The sequence below is a fragment of the Streptomyces sp. NPDC001502 genome, from assembly GCF_042894785.1.
In the GTDB taxonomy this organism is placed as follows: Bacteria; Actinomycetota; Actinomycetes; order Streptomycetales; family Streptomycetaceae; genus Streptomyces; species Streptomyces kutzneri.
This window is the reverse complement of record NZ_JBIAVW010000018.1, coordinates 142,449-157,487: the sequence shown is the minus strand read 5'-3', so window position 1 is coordinate 157,487 and position 15,039 is coordinate 142,449. Positions and strand designations below refer to the sequence as shown.

Annotated in this window: 9 protein-coding genes; 3 read left to right on the top strand and 6 right to left on the bottom strand. The window is 74.5% G+C overall.

The window, feature by feature from the left end; genetic code table 11:
- The first annotated feature begins 184 nt into the window (after positions 1 to 184).
- The 3 genes from eccE (at position 185) to ACFY0D_RS28350 (ending at position 4,675) form a co-directional block, all read left to right on the top strand.
- Positions 185 to 1,459, top strand: coding sequence for a type VII secretion protein EccE (gene eccE / locus ACFY0D_RS28360; protein WP_390800859.1), 1,275 nt, complete (start codon positions 185 to 187; stop codon positions 1,457 to 1,459).
- The gene (locus ACFY0D_RS28355; RefSeq protein WP_390800858.1) at positions 1,456 to 2,154 is read left to right on the top strand and encodes a hypothetical protein; all 699 of its coding nucleotides are present in this window, start codon (positions 1,456 to 1,458) and stop codon (positions 2,152 to 2,154) included. Before eccE ends, ACFY0D_RS28355 begins: the two co-directional genes overlap by 4 nt.
- A 106-nt stretch (positions 2,155 to 2,260) precedes the next feature.
- Positions 2,261 to 4,675 carry an SCO5717 family growth-regulating ATPase gene (locus ACFY0D_RS28350; RefSeq protein WP_390800857.1) on the top strand — a complete coding sequence of 805 codons (2,415 nt, stop codon included), beginning with the start codon at positions 2,261 to 2,263 and terminating at the stop codon, positions 4,673 to 4,675.
- Positions 4,676 to 4,738: 63 nt separating this feature from the next.
- Here ACFY0D_RS28350 and ACFY0D_RS28345 read toward each other — a convergent pair whose 3' ends face one another.
- The 6 genes from ACFY0D_RS28345 to infB form a co-directional block, all read right to left on the bottom strand.
- Positions 4,739 to 5,695, bottom strand: coding sequence for a bifunctional riboflavin kinase/FAD synthetase (locus tag ACFY0D_RS28345; RefSeq protein ID WP_301366081.1), 957 nt, complete (start codon positions 5,693 to 5,695; stop codon positions 4,739 to 4,741).
- 126 nt (positions 5,696 to 5,821) lie between these two features.
- Complete coding sequence (locus ACFY0D_RS28340) at positions 5,822 to 9,781, bottom strand: hypothetical protein (RefSeq protein ID WP_390800856.1); 3,960 nt, start codon at positions 9,779 to 9,781, stop codon at positions 5,822 to 5,824.
- A 244-nt stretch (positions 9,782 to 10,025) separates the two neighbouring features.
- Positions 10,026 to 10,934 (bottom strand): tRNA pseudouridine(55) synthase TruB, encoded by a 909-nt coding sequence (truB, locus tag ACFY0D_RS28335; protein WP_390800855.1) that lies wholly within the window; start codon positions 10,932 to 10,934, stop codon positions 10,026 to 10,028.
- Complete coding sequence (gene rbfA / locus ACFY0D_RS28330; protein ID WP_030708679.1) at positions 10,931 to 11,392, bottom strand: 30S ribosome-binding factor RbfA; 462 nt, start codon at positions 11,390 to 11,392, stop codon at positions 10,931 to 10,933. The genes truB and rbfA overlap by 4 nt, the downstream gene beginning before the upstream one ends.
- A 28-nt stretch (positions 11,393 to 11,420) precedes the next feature.
- Positions 11,421 to 11,714, bottom strand: coding sequence for a DUF503 domain-containing protein (locus ACFY0D_RS28325; protein WP_030011580.1), 294 nt, complete (start codon positions 11,712 to 11,714; stop codon positions 11,421 to 11,423).
- 160 nt (positions 11,715 to 11,874) lie between these two features.
- Complete coding sequence (infB, locus tag ACFY0D_RS28320; protein WP_390800854.1) at positions 11,875 to 15,009, bottom strand: translation initiation factor IF-2; 3,135 nt, start codon at positions 15,007 to 15,009, stop codon at positions 11,875 to 11,877.
- Positions 15,010 to 15,039: the final 30 nt, after the last annotated feature.

The window sequence follows — 15,039 nt, the reverse complement described above, 5'->3', positions numbered from 1 at the left end:
ACTATGCCTCTTGACGGACGGTATGAAGGGGCCGGGTAGGGTGAGGCTGCCGCCCAGCCCCTTCCGCACCGGGTCGATCAGGGCTTGTTGGGGTGGATTGGGGAGATTCCGGGGTCGTGCGGCAGGTGTCGCGCAGCGCCGGGACTCATGGGGTCTGGCCCCGGAGAGGGGAAGTGCGCGAGTGATGGCCACCGCGACGGAGCAGCAGACCGGCGCACCCGCACCGGCACGTGTCGGGGTGACGCCGCATCCGAAGTCGAGCCCCGGCCGCTTCGGTCCGTTCCGACTGCAACAGCTCGTGCTCCTCCAAGTCGCGGCAGCCGCCCTGCTGGTGGCCTGGGTGGTCGAGCCGCTGTTGCTGGTTCCCACCGGTGTCCTGGCGCTCGTGCTGGTGGTGCTCGCGGTCGTACGCCGCCACCAGCGCTCCCTGCCGGAGTGGATCGGCGGCGCGCTCGCGCTGCGTTCACGCCGGCGCCGGGCCGCCTCCTTCGACGTGCCCGCGGGCACGGAGCCGGGGCTCGCCCCGCTGGTCGAGGCCGATCCGGCGCTGCGCACCCTCACCTTCAGCGACCGCGACCGGCGTCCGGTCGGGATGATCGGCGACGGGACCTTCCTGACCGCGGTCGTCCAGGTGGACACGGACGCCACCGCGCTGCGGCCCGACCGGGCGACGCGGCCGCTGCCGCTGGCCGTCGTACGGGACATCCTCGAAGTGGACGGCATCCGGCTGGAGTCCGCGCAGCTCGTGCAGCACACCCAGCCGGCGCCGGCCCCGCACCTGCCCGCGCAGTCGATGGCGACCCGCAACTACGCGCCGCTGCAGGCCCGGACGGGCACCCCGGCGGTCCGGCTGACGTGGATCGCCCTCAAGCTCGACCCGGAGCTGTGCCCGGAGGCCGTCACCGCGCGCGGCGGCGGGCTGACCGGTGCGCAGCGCTGCCTGGTGCGTGCGGCGGACCAGCTCGCGAGCCGGCTGGCCGGGGCCGGGTTCACGGCCACGGTGCTGACCGAGCAGGAGCTGACGGCGGCGCTGGCCACCTCCTCGTGCGCGAACCCGATGGCGATCACCCAGGCCGGGCGGTCGAACAGCACCGGGCGGCGGACCGAGGAGACCTCGCGCACCTGGCGCTGCGACGACCGGCGGCACACGACGTACTGGATAGGCCGCTGGCCGCAGTTGGGCGGTGCCGGTGCGGCGGCGCTGCCGCAGTTCGTGGCGCTCCTCACCTCGCTGCCGACGCTCGCGACGAACTTCAGCCTGACGATGGCCCCGGCGGAGCGACAGGGCGTCACCTTGAGCGGACACGTACGGGTGACGGGGCGCAGCGACGAGGAACTGGTCGCGGCACGCCGGGAGTTGGAGAGGACGGCGCGCGGCGTGAAGACCGGGCTGGTGCGGCTCGACCGTGAACAGGTGCCGGGGCTGCTGGCTTCGCTGCCGCTGGGAGGGGCGCGATGAGGGGTGGATTCGGGCTGGTCGGCCCGCGTCGGGAGCGGCACGTGGTGCCCGCGGCGGACCTGGACGTGCTGGCACTGCCCGTCGGGGACGACGGTGTCGTCATCGGCGTGGACGCCGAGGGCCGGCCGGCGGTGCTCGGCATCAACCGGCCGACGCCGTACGAGGTGACGCTGATCGGCGGCCTGTGGACAGCACAGGTGCTGGCGCTGCGCGCGGCGGCCACGGGGGCGCGCGTGGCGGTGGAGACCGGGCGCGGTCAGGTGTGGTCGGGGCTGGCCCAGGCGGCGGGCGGCGGCCAGCAGTGCGTGACCCTGCACGAGGTGGGCCGGATACCGCCGCAGGGCGCCTCGGCGGGCAGCCCGGTGCTGGTGATCCGCGACTGCGGGATGCGGCCGCCGCGCGGGCGCGTGGTGGCCGGGCCGTGGCAGTCGGTGCTGACCCTGCTGCCGTACCTGAGCCCGACGGCGCCGCGCCTGCTCCAGCAGTCGTCGCTGGTGGGGGTGCAGCGGGTGTCCCCGGACGAGGCGGAGCAGATCGGCCGCCTGATGCGGCTCCCGAGGCAGGCGGTGGACTCCCTGCCGACGCTGGGCGACGGGGTGACCCTGTGGTGCACGCCGCGGGACCGGCAGTTCGTGATGACCCAGGGGACGGACGCGGAGACGGGCCTGCTGGGCGGGGCCCGGCGCATCGACTGACCCGGCTCCCCGAGGGGGGCGGACAGTGGTGTCGGGGCGCGATTAGGGTGGGTCCGGGCGCGGCGAGGTGGGCGCCGGACCGGTGTTCGACAGACCAGGAGGACCAGTGAGCGGCGATCGGAACGAGAGGCGCGGCGGGACGTGGGACGTCCCGACGGACGATCAGTCCGACGCGGAGCCCGAGGTGACGGGCGAGTTCACCATCGACTACACCCCGCCTGCCTGGTACATGCAGGGCGGGGCCCCGGCCGCGCAGGTACCGGGCCTCCCCGAGGGCAGCGGCTTCGAGCCCCACCGCCCGTCGGAGCTGGAATCACCCTCGACGATGCGGATCGCTCCGCCGGCTCCGCGGACGCCCTCCGACGGCGCGGGCCTGCCGGTTCCGTTCCCGCCCGCTCCCGCGGCCCCGGCCGACCCGGCCCCGGCGTACCAGGCTCCTGCACTGCCGTACTCGACCCCGACCCCGGCGCCCGCCCCGACATCCGCGCCCGCCCCGGCACCGGCACCGGCACCGGTCGAGCCTGCGGGTCCGGCTCCCGTCGAGTCGGCCCTGCCGTACGCGACCCCGGCTCCGGCTCCCGCCCCGATCGAGCCTCCGGCCCCTGCTCCGGCTCCGGCTCCGGCTCCGGTCGAGGCGCCGGCTCCTGCTCCTGCTCCTGCTCCTGCTCCTGCTCCGGTCGAGGCTCCGGCTCCCGTCGAGGAGGCCCCGCGCGCGCTCGAAGCCCCGGCCCCGGTCACGCCGTTCCCGGTGCCGGCACCGGCGCCGGTCGTCGGCGTGCCCGCGCCTGCGCCCGCGGCCGAGGAGGTCGCTCCGGAGCCGGCTCCCGTCGACACCCCGCCCGTCGTGACGCCGTTCCCGGCCCTGCCGCCCGTCGACGTGGTCACGCCGTACCCGGCCCTGCCCTCGGTCCCCGTCGCGGAGCCGGTCGCCGAACCGGTGGCGGAGGTTCAGCCCGCGCCCTGGGCCGGACCGCGGGACACTCCCGCCGAGGGGACGCCCGTACTGCCGTCCGCCGAGCAGCCCGCAGCGGTACCGGCGCCTGCGCCGGTCGGCCCCGCGGACGCGCCGCCGGCCGTCGTGGAGACCCCGTTCGGGGGACCCGTCGACGAACTGCCGTCGCCGCCGCCCGCGTTCGGGACCCCGGACGCCTACCCGTTCCCGCCGCCGGCTCCCGCGCCGCCTCAGCCCCAGCAGCCCCAGCAGCCCCAGCACTACGACCCGCGCACCGCCGGGCAGTGGTCGGCCGGGCCCGGGCAGCAGCAACCCCCGCAGCACCAGCCGCAGCCGCACGACCCGCGCTACTCGGCCGGCCAGACCGGCGGAGGGGCGCCGCTCGGCTACACCGCCGCCGTCGAGCTGTCGTCCGACCGCCTGCTGCGCAACAAGCAGAAGCCCAAGAACAACAACAACGGCGTCGGCGGCCGGTTCCGCTTCGGCGGCAAGGCGGCCGAGGCGGAGCGCCAGCGCAAGCTGGAGCTGATCCGCACCCCGGTCATGTCCTGCTACCGCATCGCCGTCATCAGCCTCAAGGGCGGCGTCGGCAAGACCACGACCACCACCGCCCTCGGCGCCACCCTCGCCACCGAGCGCCAGGACAAGATCCTGGCCATCGACGCGAACCCCGACGCCGGTACCCTCGGCCGCCGGGTCCGCCGCGAGACCGGTGCCACCATCCGGGACCTGGTCCAGGCGATCCCGTACCTGAACTCGTACATGGACATCCGCCGGTTCACCTCGCAGGCGCCCTCCGGTCTGGAGATCATCGCCAACGACGTGGACCCGGCCGTCTCCACGACCTTCAACGACGAGGACTACCGCCGCGTCATCGAGACGCTGGGCCGCCAGTACCCGATCATCCTCACCGACTCGGGCACCGGCCTCCTCTACTCCGCCATGCGCGGCGTCCTGGACCTGGCCGATCAGCTGATCATCATCTCGACCCCGTCCGTGGACGGCGCCAGCAGCGCCAGCACCACCCTCGACTGGCTCTCCGCGCACGGGTACGCCGACCTCGTCTCGCGCTCCCTCACCGTCATCTCGGGGGTCCGCGAGACCAGCAAGATGATCAAGATCGAGGACATCGTGCAGCACTTCGAGACCCGCTGCCGCGGTGTCGTCGTGGTGCCGTTCGACGAGCACCTCGCGGCCGGCGCCGAGGTCGATCTCGACATGATGCGGCCCAAGACGCGCGAGGCGTACTTCAACCTCTCCGCGCTCGTGGCCGAGGACTTCCTGCGAGCCCAGCAGCAGGCCCCGCAGGGACACTGGGGTGCGCCGCAGCAGCCCCAGGCTCCTCAGCAGCCCTACGGGCAGCAGCCCCCTCAGCAGCCGCAGCCGCAGCCGCAGCCGTACGGTCAGCCCCAGGGCCAGCCCCCGTACCAGCAGCCGCCGCAGCCCCAACAGCCGCAGCCCTACGGCCAGCCGTACCCGCAGCCCGGACAGCCCTGGCAGCAGCCCCAGGCCCCGCAGCAGCAGCCGCCCCAGCCCCAGCAGCCCCCGCGCGACCCGCGCCTCGGCTGACCGTCCGCACAGCGAAGGGCCCGTACCACCCCGGGGGTGGTACGGGCCCTTCCGTTTCGTTCGTCAGCGCTTCATGTCGTACGTGTCCGTCAGCACCCGCGCCCGCTTCACGTCGTCCGCGATCGCTTCCAGCAGCCCGTCCAGCGACTCGAACTTCGCCATCCCCCGCACGTACGCGAGGAAGTCGACGGCGACGTGCATCCCGTACAGGTCCAGCCCCACGCGGTCGATCGCGTACGCCTCCACGGTCCGCTCGGTCGCGTCGAACTGCACGTTCGTCCCCACCGAGATCGCCGCGGGCATCCGCTCGCCGTCCGCCGTCAGCCAGCCCGCGTAGACCCCGTCCGCCGGGATCGCGGTGTGCGGCTGCGTCTCGACGTTCGCCGTCGGGTAGCCGAGCTCGCGCCCGCGCTGCGCGCCGCGCACCACCACGCCCTCGACGCGGTGCGGACGCCCCAGGATCTCGGCCGCGCCGTCCATGTCGCCCTCCGAGACCAGCCTGCGTGCCAGTGTCGAGGAGAACGGCACCCCGCCGCCCGCCTCGCCCCGCTCGACCAGGTCCACGACGTCCACCCGGTAGTCGTAGGTGGAGCCCAGCTCGCGCAGGAAGTCGACGTTCCCCGCGGCCCGGTGGCCGAAGCGGAAGTTCGGGCCCTCGATGACGGCACGCGCGTGCAGCTTGTCGACGAGGACCTTCACGATGAAGTCGGCCGGGGACAGCTGGGAGAACTCCGCCGTGAACGGCAGGATCAGCAGCGCGTCCACGCCCAGCCCGGCCATCAGCTCGGCGCGCCGGTCGTACGGGGCCAGGATCGGGGGGTGGCTGCCGGGGCGGACCACCTCGCTCGGGTGCGGGTCGAAGGTGACCACCACGGAGGGGACGCCGAGCTCGCGCGCCGTGGCCACGGCCCGCCCGATGATCAGCTGATGTCCCCGGTGCACGCCGTCGTAGGAGCCGATGGTGACGACGCTGCGTCCCCAGTCCTGGGGGATGTCCTCCAAGCCACGCCAGCGCTGCACTGTGACCGCTCCTCGCCCGAACCCGTTTAGTCCTTGAACTGATTGCCGATTGCAGGTCTAAGACTGCCATGCCGGTGGCCGGTGCCCCGCATCGGCATCTGACTGGGTACGCGGCCGTGTCTGTCGTCACGTCACATCCGCGGCCGCCCTGCTCAGGGTCTCCACCGTCCGCCGGGCGCTCGGCCCGAGCAGGGCCGCCGCCTCCGCCTCCGCCGTCGCCAGCCAGCGGGCCACCAGCGCCCCGAAGACCGGTTCGGCCCGGGCCAGCTCCACCGTCCGCCGTTCGAAGACCGCCGCCCCGCCAGGGGCCCGCAGCAGCTGCCGCCCGGTACGCCGCAGCAGCTCCCGCGTACGGTCCTCCGCGCGCCCGGCGGCCTTCGCCGCGAGGGCCCCGAGGAACGCGTCGAGCACGCCCGGATCGGCCTCCTCGCGCAGCAGGGTGTCGGCCAGCTCCCCCCGCAGCGGGTGCGAGGCCGCCCCGCCCGGTGCGGCCAGTACGGCGGCCAGCTCCGCCCGCACCCCGGCCGGGGCGGCGCGGAGCAGGCCCAGGACCAGGGGCCGTACCACCGAGGCGGCGGCCGGGCCCTGGTCGAGCCGCCGGTCCACGAAGAAGGCGGCGTGCGGCGCGTCACCGGGGCTGCGCGCGAGGTGCTCCCGTACGAGCTCGGCCGCGCGCCGGGCCAGCCCCGGCGTGGTCAGCGCGGCCAGGGCCCGCACCACCTCCCCGTCGGCCCGGGCGCGCAGGGCGGCGAACACCTCGTCCGGATCGGGCAGTACGGGCAGGGCCGCGACCAGCGCCGCCGCGGGCAGCCTGGAGCCGAACTCGGGATCGCGGAAGCAGGCGAGGGCGTCGGGCAGGTAGCGGCCGCGCACCTGCGGGTCGCGGAGCAGGATCGCGAGGGCGCTGCCGTGCAGGGTCGCGTCGGCCGGGCGGGCGAGCAGTGCCTGGGCGGCGTAGCGCAGCAGCTCGCGGTCGGCGGGGGTGCGCACGTGCGGGGCGGTGGCGAGCCCGTAGGCGGCGGCCGCAACCCGCCGCCCGGGCCGTTCGTCGTGCGCCCAGCGGTCGACGGCCCGGCACAGGGCGGAGGGCTCCTCCTCGGCGAGTACGGCGAGCAGCTCGTCGGCGCGCGGGTGCGCGGCGGTGACGAGCGCCTCGGTGAGGTCGTCCACGGCGAGGCTGCGGTGGGTGTGCAGCAGGGCCTGCGCGGCGGTGGCGACGGTGGCCCCGGGGCGGCCGCGCAGCCGGCGCCCGTCGGTGAACCAGGCGCAGAGCAGCGGCTGCGCGCGCTGCGGGTCCCGGGCGAGGCGGCGGGCCGCGGCGTCGAGGTAGCGGTCGCCGGGGACCGCCTCGGCCGGGTCGGCGGGCAGCAGCCGGCGCAACAGGTCGAGGCGGTCGGGCTCGGGCAGGCGGAGCCGGCTCCAGAACCAGCCGCCGAACTCCCCCGGGCCGGCGCGGGCCACGTGCTCGGCGAGGGCGTGCAGGACGGGGAGGTGGGGCCGGGCGTCGGGAGCCCGGAGCAGGGTTTCGCGCAGCAGCCGGGCGGCCCACCAGGCGCTGTCCGGGGCAGCTCGCTCCGGTTCCTCGGTGAAGCGGTTGAGCCGGTGGACCAGCCCGGTGAGCTCGCCGCGCAGCCGGTCGGGGGCCAGCCTGCGCAGAGCCTCCAGGACGGGCCCGATCCGGTGCCGGGGCACGGGCAGCCCGGGCTCGGCGGGGCCGTGGACGAGCAGGCCGAGGGCCGTCGGGACGTCCAGGTGGCCGGCCTGGATCCAGTCGGACAGCTCCTCGTGGGCGAAGCGGTAGCCGGGCCCGGCGGGCACCAGCAGTCCCTCGGTGAGCACGGCGGAGGCCCAGCCGGTGCGCCAGGGGAACAGCTCCTCGAAGGAGGCCCGGTCCAGCTGCCCCTGCCCGGGGCCCAGAACGCGGCGCGCGGCCTCGTGGACCCGGCCGGCCACGCGCGCCGCGAGCCGCCTGACCCCGGGCCCGTGCACCCTGGCGCCCCCGGCGTCGGCGCAGGCCGCGGCAATGCGGACGGCGGTGCGCAGGCACAGCAGGTCCAGGTGCGCGGCGAAGACCTCGTCGCGGCCGGGGCGGCCGGCGGTGACCTCGGCGGCCCGGATCCCGGCGAGCAGGTGCAGGGTGAGCGGGTGCCGGGCGTCGGCCTCCCGGACGGCGTCGGCGGGGATGCCGAGGCGGGCCCGGGCGTTCTCGGCCTCGTCGGCGTCGAGATCCGCGAGCGGGAGGGCGGGGGGCAGCCGCCGGGCGGGGCGGGCCGGGGTGTGCAGCGCCTCGGGCGGGTAGAGGGCGCCGGCCCCTTCCCAGTACTCGGGCCGGGCGGCGACGACCAGCCGGGCCCCCGTCGAGTGCAGCCAGCCGGCGGTGGCGGTGGTCCAGGGGCCGAGCCGGTGGGCGAGCTCCGGCGGCATCTCCTCCGGGGCGTCCAGCACGACGAGCAGGCGCCGGCCGGCGCGGGCGACCACGTGCGCGAGGTGTGCTGCGGCTCCCGCCGGTTGGCTGCGCCGCTCGGCCGGGGTGGTTCCGCCGGGGCCGGTTCCGACCGGGCCGGTTCCGACCGGACCCGGTCCACCCGCACCCGGTCCACCCGGACCGGTTGCACCAGGGCCCGGCTCCGGCTGGCTGCACCCCTCGCCCGAGCCGCCTCCGCCAGGGCCCGGGGCCGGTTGGCTGCGCCGCGTGTCGGACGGGGTTCCGCCGGGGCCGGGCGCCGGTTGGCTGCGCCGCTCGGCCGGGGTGGTTCCGCCGGGGCCGGGCGCGCGCCGGGGCGTCTCCTCGGGCGCCGAACGTGGCCAGGGGTCGGAAGGCGCGGCAGCAGTGCGTTCGGCACCCTGCGGGGATCGCCCCGACACACACCCGACCCCGTCGGAACCGGGACGTGAGCCGGCGTCGCCCTGCGGGGATCGCCCCGACACACACCCGACCCCGTCGGAACCGGGACGTGAGTCGGCGTCGGCCTGCGGGGATCGCCCCGGCACGCACCCGGCCCCGTCGGAACCGGGACGTGAGTCGGCGTCGGCCTGCGGGGATCGCCCCGGCACGCACCCGGCCCCGTCGGAACCGGGGCGTGGGCCGGCGTCGGCCTGCGAGAAGGGCCCCGACACACTCCCGGCCCCGTCGGAACCGACGATCCGGGCCGCCTCGGTCAGGGCCCGTGTCGCGGCGTCGGCCAGGGAGGTGTCGGTGGCACGCAGGTCCGCGCCGCGCAGCCACAGGGTCGGCGCCGGGCAGGCGCCCCGTGCGCGGCGTACGGCCAGGGCGGCGAGAGCCGTGGTGCGGCCCGTGCCCGGGTCTCCCACGAGGCCGAGGACCGGGCGGTCCCCGGTGGTGAAGGCGGCCAGTTCGGCGGCGATGCCCGGGCGGTCCACAGGTTCCGGTTCGTCCGGGGAGAAGGAGGCTCCGAGCGTGGTCGCGGTCAGTTCCAGCGCCCCGGCGAGGTTCAGGTCGGCGCCGTGGCCGGGCACGGTCGCGGCATTGCGCTCCAGCAGGGCGGCCAGCGGGCCGTCCGGATCGGCGTCGGCCGCCGCCCGCAGGGCCACCGCGAAACCTCCGGAGCGGTGCTCCGCCCGCAGAGCGGCGCCCACCACCGCGAGCACCGCTCCGGTCCTGGCATCGAGGACCGGGCCCCCGCAGGCCTCCCCGCCCAGCAGCAGCGCGTCCCGGCCGTCGGTGCCGATCGCCAGCTCCACGGCCACGCCCGCGGGCACGGCGTGGGACCGGTCCGCCGCCCGGTAGCTGACCTCCGCACCCCCCAGCACCCGCGCCTGCCGCCATCCCCGCGCGGGCAGCCGTACGTAGGTCCCGGGATCGATCACCTCGCGCATCGCCACCGGAAGCGGCCGCATCCCGAGTCCGTCGGTTCGCACCAGCGCCAGCGCCAGCCCCGGCAGGGCGGTCACGTCCGCGGCCCCGGCCAGCCAGCTCCGCCCGGTGGGTCCCGGCGCGTGCAGCACCATCCGGGTCAGCCCGTCGACGGCCTCGTGACTGGTGACCACCGTCCCGAGGTCGTCGGCGACGAATCCGCTGCCGCGCGTCCGCCCTGCGGGATCGCAGATTTCGACGAGCTCCGCCATGGCCGCACCACTCCCCGCACCGCTCCCCCGCAACACCCCGTGCTCACGACGGTAGGCAGGTGAAGATCAGCACGAAAAGCACGCGAGGCGAAAGCGCCCCCTTACGCTCCCTCCATTCACTCCGAGCGCCTGCTCGGACGGGTGAATACAGGGGTCCGGGTGGATAGAGACCTACCCGAGGGGGGTCGTGGAGCGGTGAGCGGCAGTCCATGTGCGCTCACCGCTCCACGTCGGCACCCGTTCGTCAGACGAAGACCGCGAGGGACTTCGCCTTTCCGTTCTTGCTCTCGACGAGCCCGAGCAGCTGCCCCTGCGGCCCGAAGACCGCGACCGTGCGGCCGGCCTCGTACTCCTGCGGCATGTCGATCCGCACGCCGTTGGCGAGCAGCGACGCCCGCCGGGCGTCCAGGTCCCAGCGCGGGAAGGCCGCGGCGGCCGCCTCGCCGATGGGCATGACGGTCAGCTCCTCCTGGAGCTGGTCCAGGGTCCGCGCCTTGTCGAGCTTGTACGGGCCCACCCGCGTGCGGCGCAGCGCGGTCAGGTGCCCGCCGACGCCGAGGTCGGCGCCCAGGTCACGGGCGAGGGCGCGGATGTACGTACCGCTGGAGCAGACGACGGAGACCACGAGGTCGACGACCTTCGTGCCGTCCTCGGCCTCCGCCTCGCGCATGTCGTACACCTGGAACGAGGAGATGGTCACCGGCCGGGCCGGGATCTCGAAGTCCTCGCCGTCGCGGGCGCGCTTGTAGGAGCGCACGCCCTTGATCTTGATGGCGCTGACCTTGGACGGGACCTGCATGATCTCGCCGGACAGCTTGGCGATCCCCGCGTCCACGGCGTCCCGGGTGACCCCGGTGGCGTCCGTGGAGGAGGTGATCTCGCCTTCGGCGTCGTCCGTCAGGGTGTCCTGGCCCAGACGGATCGTGCCGAGGTACTCCTTCTCCGTGAGCGCGAGGTGGCCGAGGAGCTTGGTGGCCTTCTCCACGCCCAGGACCAGCACGCCGGTCGCCATCGGGTCGAGCGTGCCGGCGTGGCCGACGCGGCGGGTCTTGGCGATCCCGCGCATCTTGGCGACCACGTCGTGCGAAGTGAAGCCGGACGGCTTGTCGACGATGACAAGGCCGTCCGGAGTCTTCCCTGCGTTGGTGCTCATTCCGCGGCTGCGTCCTCGTCGGAGTCGTCGGCGTCCTCACCGGGCTTCTTGTACGGGTCGGCGTCGCCGGCGTACTGGGCGCCGGAGGACACCTCGCGCACCTGGGCGTCGGAGGTCCGCGCCTTTTCGAGGAGGTCCTCGATGGTCTTGGCGTTCTCCGGGAGGGCGTCCGCGACGAAGGTCAGGGTGGGCGTGAACTTGGTGCCCGCCGCCCGGCCCACCGCGGAGCGCAGGACGCCCTTGGCGCTCTCCAGGCCCGCTGCCGCGCTGGCGCGGTCCTCGTCGTCACCGTAGACCGTGTAGAAGACCGTGGCCTCCCGCAGGTCGCCGGTGACCCGGGTGTCCGTGATGGTCACGTGCGTACCGAGGCGGGGGTCCTTGACTCCGCGCTGCAGCTTCTCGGCCACCACCTCCCGGATGAGGTCCGCCAGCTTCTTCGCCCGCGCATTGTCGGCCACTGGTCCGTCTCCTTCTTATGTCTTGCTATCAGTCTTCATCACCGTGGAGGCGCCGTCGTACGGACAGCAGCTCCACTTCCGGACGTGCCGCGACCAGCCGCTCGCAGCGGTCGAGTACGTCCGAGAGGAACCCCGCGTCCCCACTCACCAGAGCGACCCCGAGCCGGGCCCTGCGGTGCAGGTCCTGGTCGCCCACTTCAGCCGCGCTCACGGAGAATTTGCGTTGGAGCTCGGCCACGATGGGCCGGACCACGGAGCGTTTCTCCTTCAGCGAGTGAACGTCGCCGAGGAGCAGATCGAAGGACAGAGTCCCCACGTACATGCAGTTCCGGATATCCCGCCGGTGCGGGTTCGGTGGCCTGCCGGCCGTCGCTCGGCAGGGTCACCAGAACCGTACACGCAACGGCCGGGGCCGATCGACGGATATTCCGCCGACCGGCCCCGGTGTTACGAGCTACGACATGGTGCGATGTGCCTCGCGCTTACGCGCGCGGCTTCTCGCGCATCTCGTACGTCGCGATGACGTCGTCGATCTTGATGTCGTTGTAGGAACCGAGGTTGATACCACCCTCGAAGCCCTCGCGGATCTCGGTGACGTCGTCCTTGAAGCGGCGCAGACCGGAGATGGTGAGGCTCTCGGCGATGACCTTGCCATCGCGCAGGAGCCGCGCCTTGGTGTTGCGCTTGACCTCGCCGGAGCGGATGAGAACACCGGCGATGTTGCCCAGCTTGGACGAGCGGAAGACCTCGCGGACCTCCGCCGTACCGAGCTCGACCTCTTCGTACTCCGGCTTGAGGAGACCCTTCAGGGCCGCCTCGATCTCCTCGATGGCCTGGTAGATCACCGAGTAGTAGCGAACGTCGACGCCCTCGCGGTCCGCCATCTGCGCGGCACGGCCGGCCGCACGGACGTTGTAACCGATGACGATGGCGTCGGAGCCCATCGCCAGCGAGATGTCGGACTCGGTGACCGCACCCACACCGCGGTGCAGGACCCGGATGTCGACCTCTTCACCGACGTCGAGCTGGAGCAGCGAGGACTCGAGAGCCTCCACCGCACCGGACGCGTCGCCCTTGATGATGAGGTTGAGTTCCTGGACCAGACCGGCCTTGAGCACGGAGTCGAGGTCCTCGAGGGACACGCGACGGACGCGCTTGGCGAAGTTGGCGTTGCGCTCACGCGCAGCACGCTTCTCGGCGATCTGACGGGCCGTACGGTCCTCGTCCACGACGAGGAAGTTGTCGCCGGCGCCGGGGACGTTGGTGAGACCCAGGACCAGGACGGGGGTCGACGGACCCGCTTCCTCGACGTTGTTGCCCTTGTCGTCGAGCATGGCGCGCACGCGGCCGTAGGCGTCGCCCACGACCATCGTGTCGCCGACGCGGAGGGTACCGCGCTGGACGAGGACGGTGGCAACGGCACCGCGGCCGCGGTCGAGGTGGGACTCGATCGCAATACCCTGAGCGTCCTGCTCCGGGTTGGCGCGGAGGTCGAGCGAGGCGTCGGCGGTGAGGACGACGGCCTCAAGCAGGGAGTCGATGTGCAGACCCTGCTTGGCGGAGATGTCGACGAACATCGTGTCGCCGCCGTACTCCTCGGCGACCAGACCGAACTCGGTGAGCTGACCGCGCACCTTGACCGGGTCGGCACCTTCGACGTCGATCTTGTTGACCGCGACGACGATCGGGACGCCTGCGGCCTTGGCGTGGTTGAGCGCCTCGATCGTCTGCGGCATGACGCCGTCGTTGGCCGCGACCACGAGGATCGCGATGTCGGTCGACTTCGCACCACGGGCACGCATGGCGGTGAACGCCTCGTGACCCGGGGTGTCGATGAAGGTGATGCGACGCTCTTCGTCGTTGACCTCGGTGGAGACCTGGTACGCACCGATGTGCTGCGTGATGCCACCGGCCTCGCCCGCAACGACGTTCGTCTTGCGGATGGCGTCGAGCAGTCGGGTCTTACCGTGGTCGACGTGACCCATGACGGTCACGACCGGCGGACGCGGCATGAGGTATTCCTCGCCGCCCTCGTCCTCGCCGAACTCGATGTCGAAGCCCTCGAGGAGCTCGCGGTCCTCTTCCTCCGGGCTGACGATCTGGACGACGTAGTTCATCTCGCCGGCCAGCATTTCGAGCGTCTCGTCGGAGACGGACTGCGTGGCAGTGACCATCTCGCCGAGGTTCATCATCACGGCGACGAGCGACGCCGGGTTGGCGTTGATCTTCTCCGCGAAGTCGGTGAGGGAGGCACCGCGCGACAGGCGCACGGTCTCGCCGCCACCGCGCGGCAGCATCACGCCGCCGACGGACGGGGCCTGCATGGCCTCGTACTCCTGGCGCCTTTGACGCTTGGACTTGCGACCACGACGGGCCGGACCACCGGGACGGCCGAAGGCACCCTGCGTGCCACCACGGGCACCGGGACCACCGGGACGACCACCGAAGCCGGGACGACCGCCGCCACCGGCACCGGCCGGACCGCCGCCGAAGCCGCCGCCACCGGGACGCGGGCCGCCGAAGCCGCCACCGCCGCCGGGACGCGAGCCCGGACCGGCCGGACGACCGGCGAAGCCGCCGCCCGCGGGACGACCGGCACCGCCGGGACGACCTGCGCCGCCCGCACCGGGACCACGGCCGCCGGGGCCGCCACCGGGACGGGGACCGGGACCACCGGCAGCGGGACGCTGCGGCATCATGCCCGGGTTCGGACGGTTACCGCCGGGAGCGCCACCGGGACGCGGGGCGCCGCCCTGCGGACGCGGCATGCCGCCCGGGGTCGGACGGGCGCCGCCGGGACCCTGCGGACGCGGAGCGCCGCCGGGACCACCCTGCGGGCGGGGAGCACCCTGGCCGCCACCGGCGCCGGGGGCACCGGGACGGGGCGCGCCGGCCGGACGGGGCGCCTGGGGGCGCGCCATGCCGGTGGAGCCGCCGGAGGTGAAGGGGTTGTTGCCCGGACGGGGACCCGCCGGACGGGCACCCTGCGGACGCGGCGCCTGGGAGCCGGGGGCTCCGGCGGGACGCTGCGACTGGGCACCGGGAGTGGAGCCGGCCGGGCGCGGGGCGCCGGGACGGGCACCGGCCTGGCCACCCTGACCCTGGGCCGGACGCTGCTGCGCCGGACGGGGGCCGGGAGCCGCGGCGGGACGCTCGGTGCGCGCCGGGGCGGCGGGGGCCGCCGGAGGCGCGGAGAACTCGGTCGCCACGGGCGCCGCCGGAGCGGGCTTCGGGGCGGCCGGAGCCTTCGGGCCGGGACGCGGGCCGGAGGCGGCCGGAGTCACCGGGGCGGGCGCTGCGGCGGCCGGAGCCTCCGCGACGACCGGCTTGGGGGCCGGTGCGCCGGGCTTCGGCGCAGCGGGACGTGCAGCGGCACCCGGGGTCGGAGCCCCGGGCTTGGCGGGGGCGGCCTTGCGGGGCGCACCCGGCTTCGCGGCGGACTTGCCGGCGTTGCCGCCGGGGCCCTGCAGCGCGTCAGTCAACTTGCGTACAACCGGCGCCTCGATCGTCGAGGACGCCGAACGGACGAACTCACCGAGTTCCTGGAGCTTGGCCATGACGACCTTGCTCTCAACTCCGAACTCCTTGGCGAGTTCGTATACCCGGACCTTAGCCACTTCGCTCCTTTTAGGTCCGGGTTACGCCGG

Bases quoted from the DNA above. Each gene is read 5' to 3' on its own strand.
- ACFY0D_RS28325 (WP_030011580.1), bottom strand. From the start codon at position 11,714: ATGTACGTGGGGACTCTGTCCTTCGATCTGCTCCTCGGCGACGTTCAC.
- ACFY0D_RS28355 (WP_390800858.1), top strand. From the start codon at position 1,456: ATGAGGGGTGGATTCGGGCTGGTCGGCCCGCGTCGGGAGCGGCACGTG.
- truB (WP_390800855.1), bottom strand. From the start codon at position 10,934: ATGAGCACCAACGCAGGGAAGACTCCGGACGGCCTTGTCATCGTCGAC.
- eccE (WP_390800859.1), top strand. From the start codon at position 185: ATGGCCACCGCGACGGAGCAGCAGACCGGCGCACCCGCACCGGCACGT.
- ACFY0D_RS28340 (WP_390800856.1), bottom strand. From the start codon at position 9,781: ATGGCGGAGCTCGTCGAAATCTGCGATCCCGCAGGGCGGACGCGCGGC.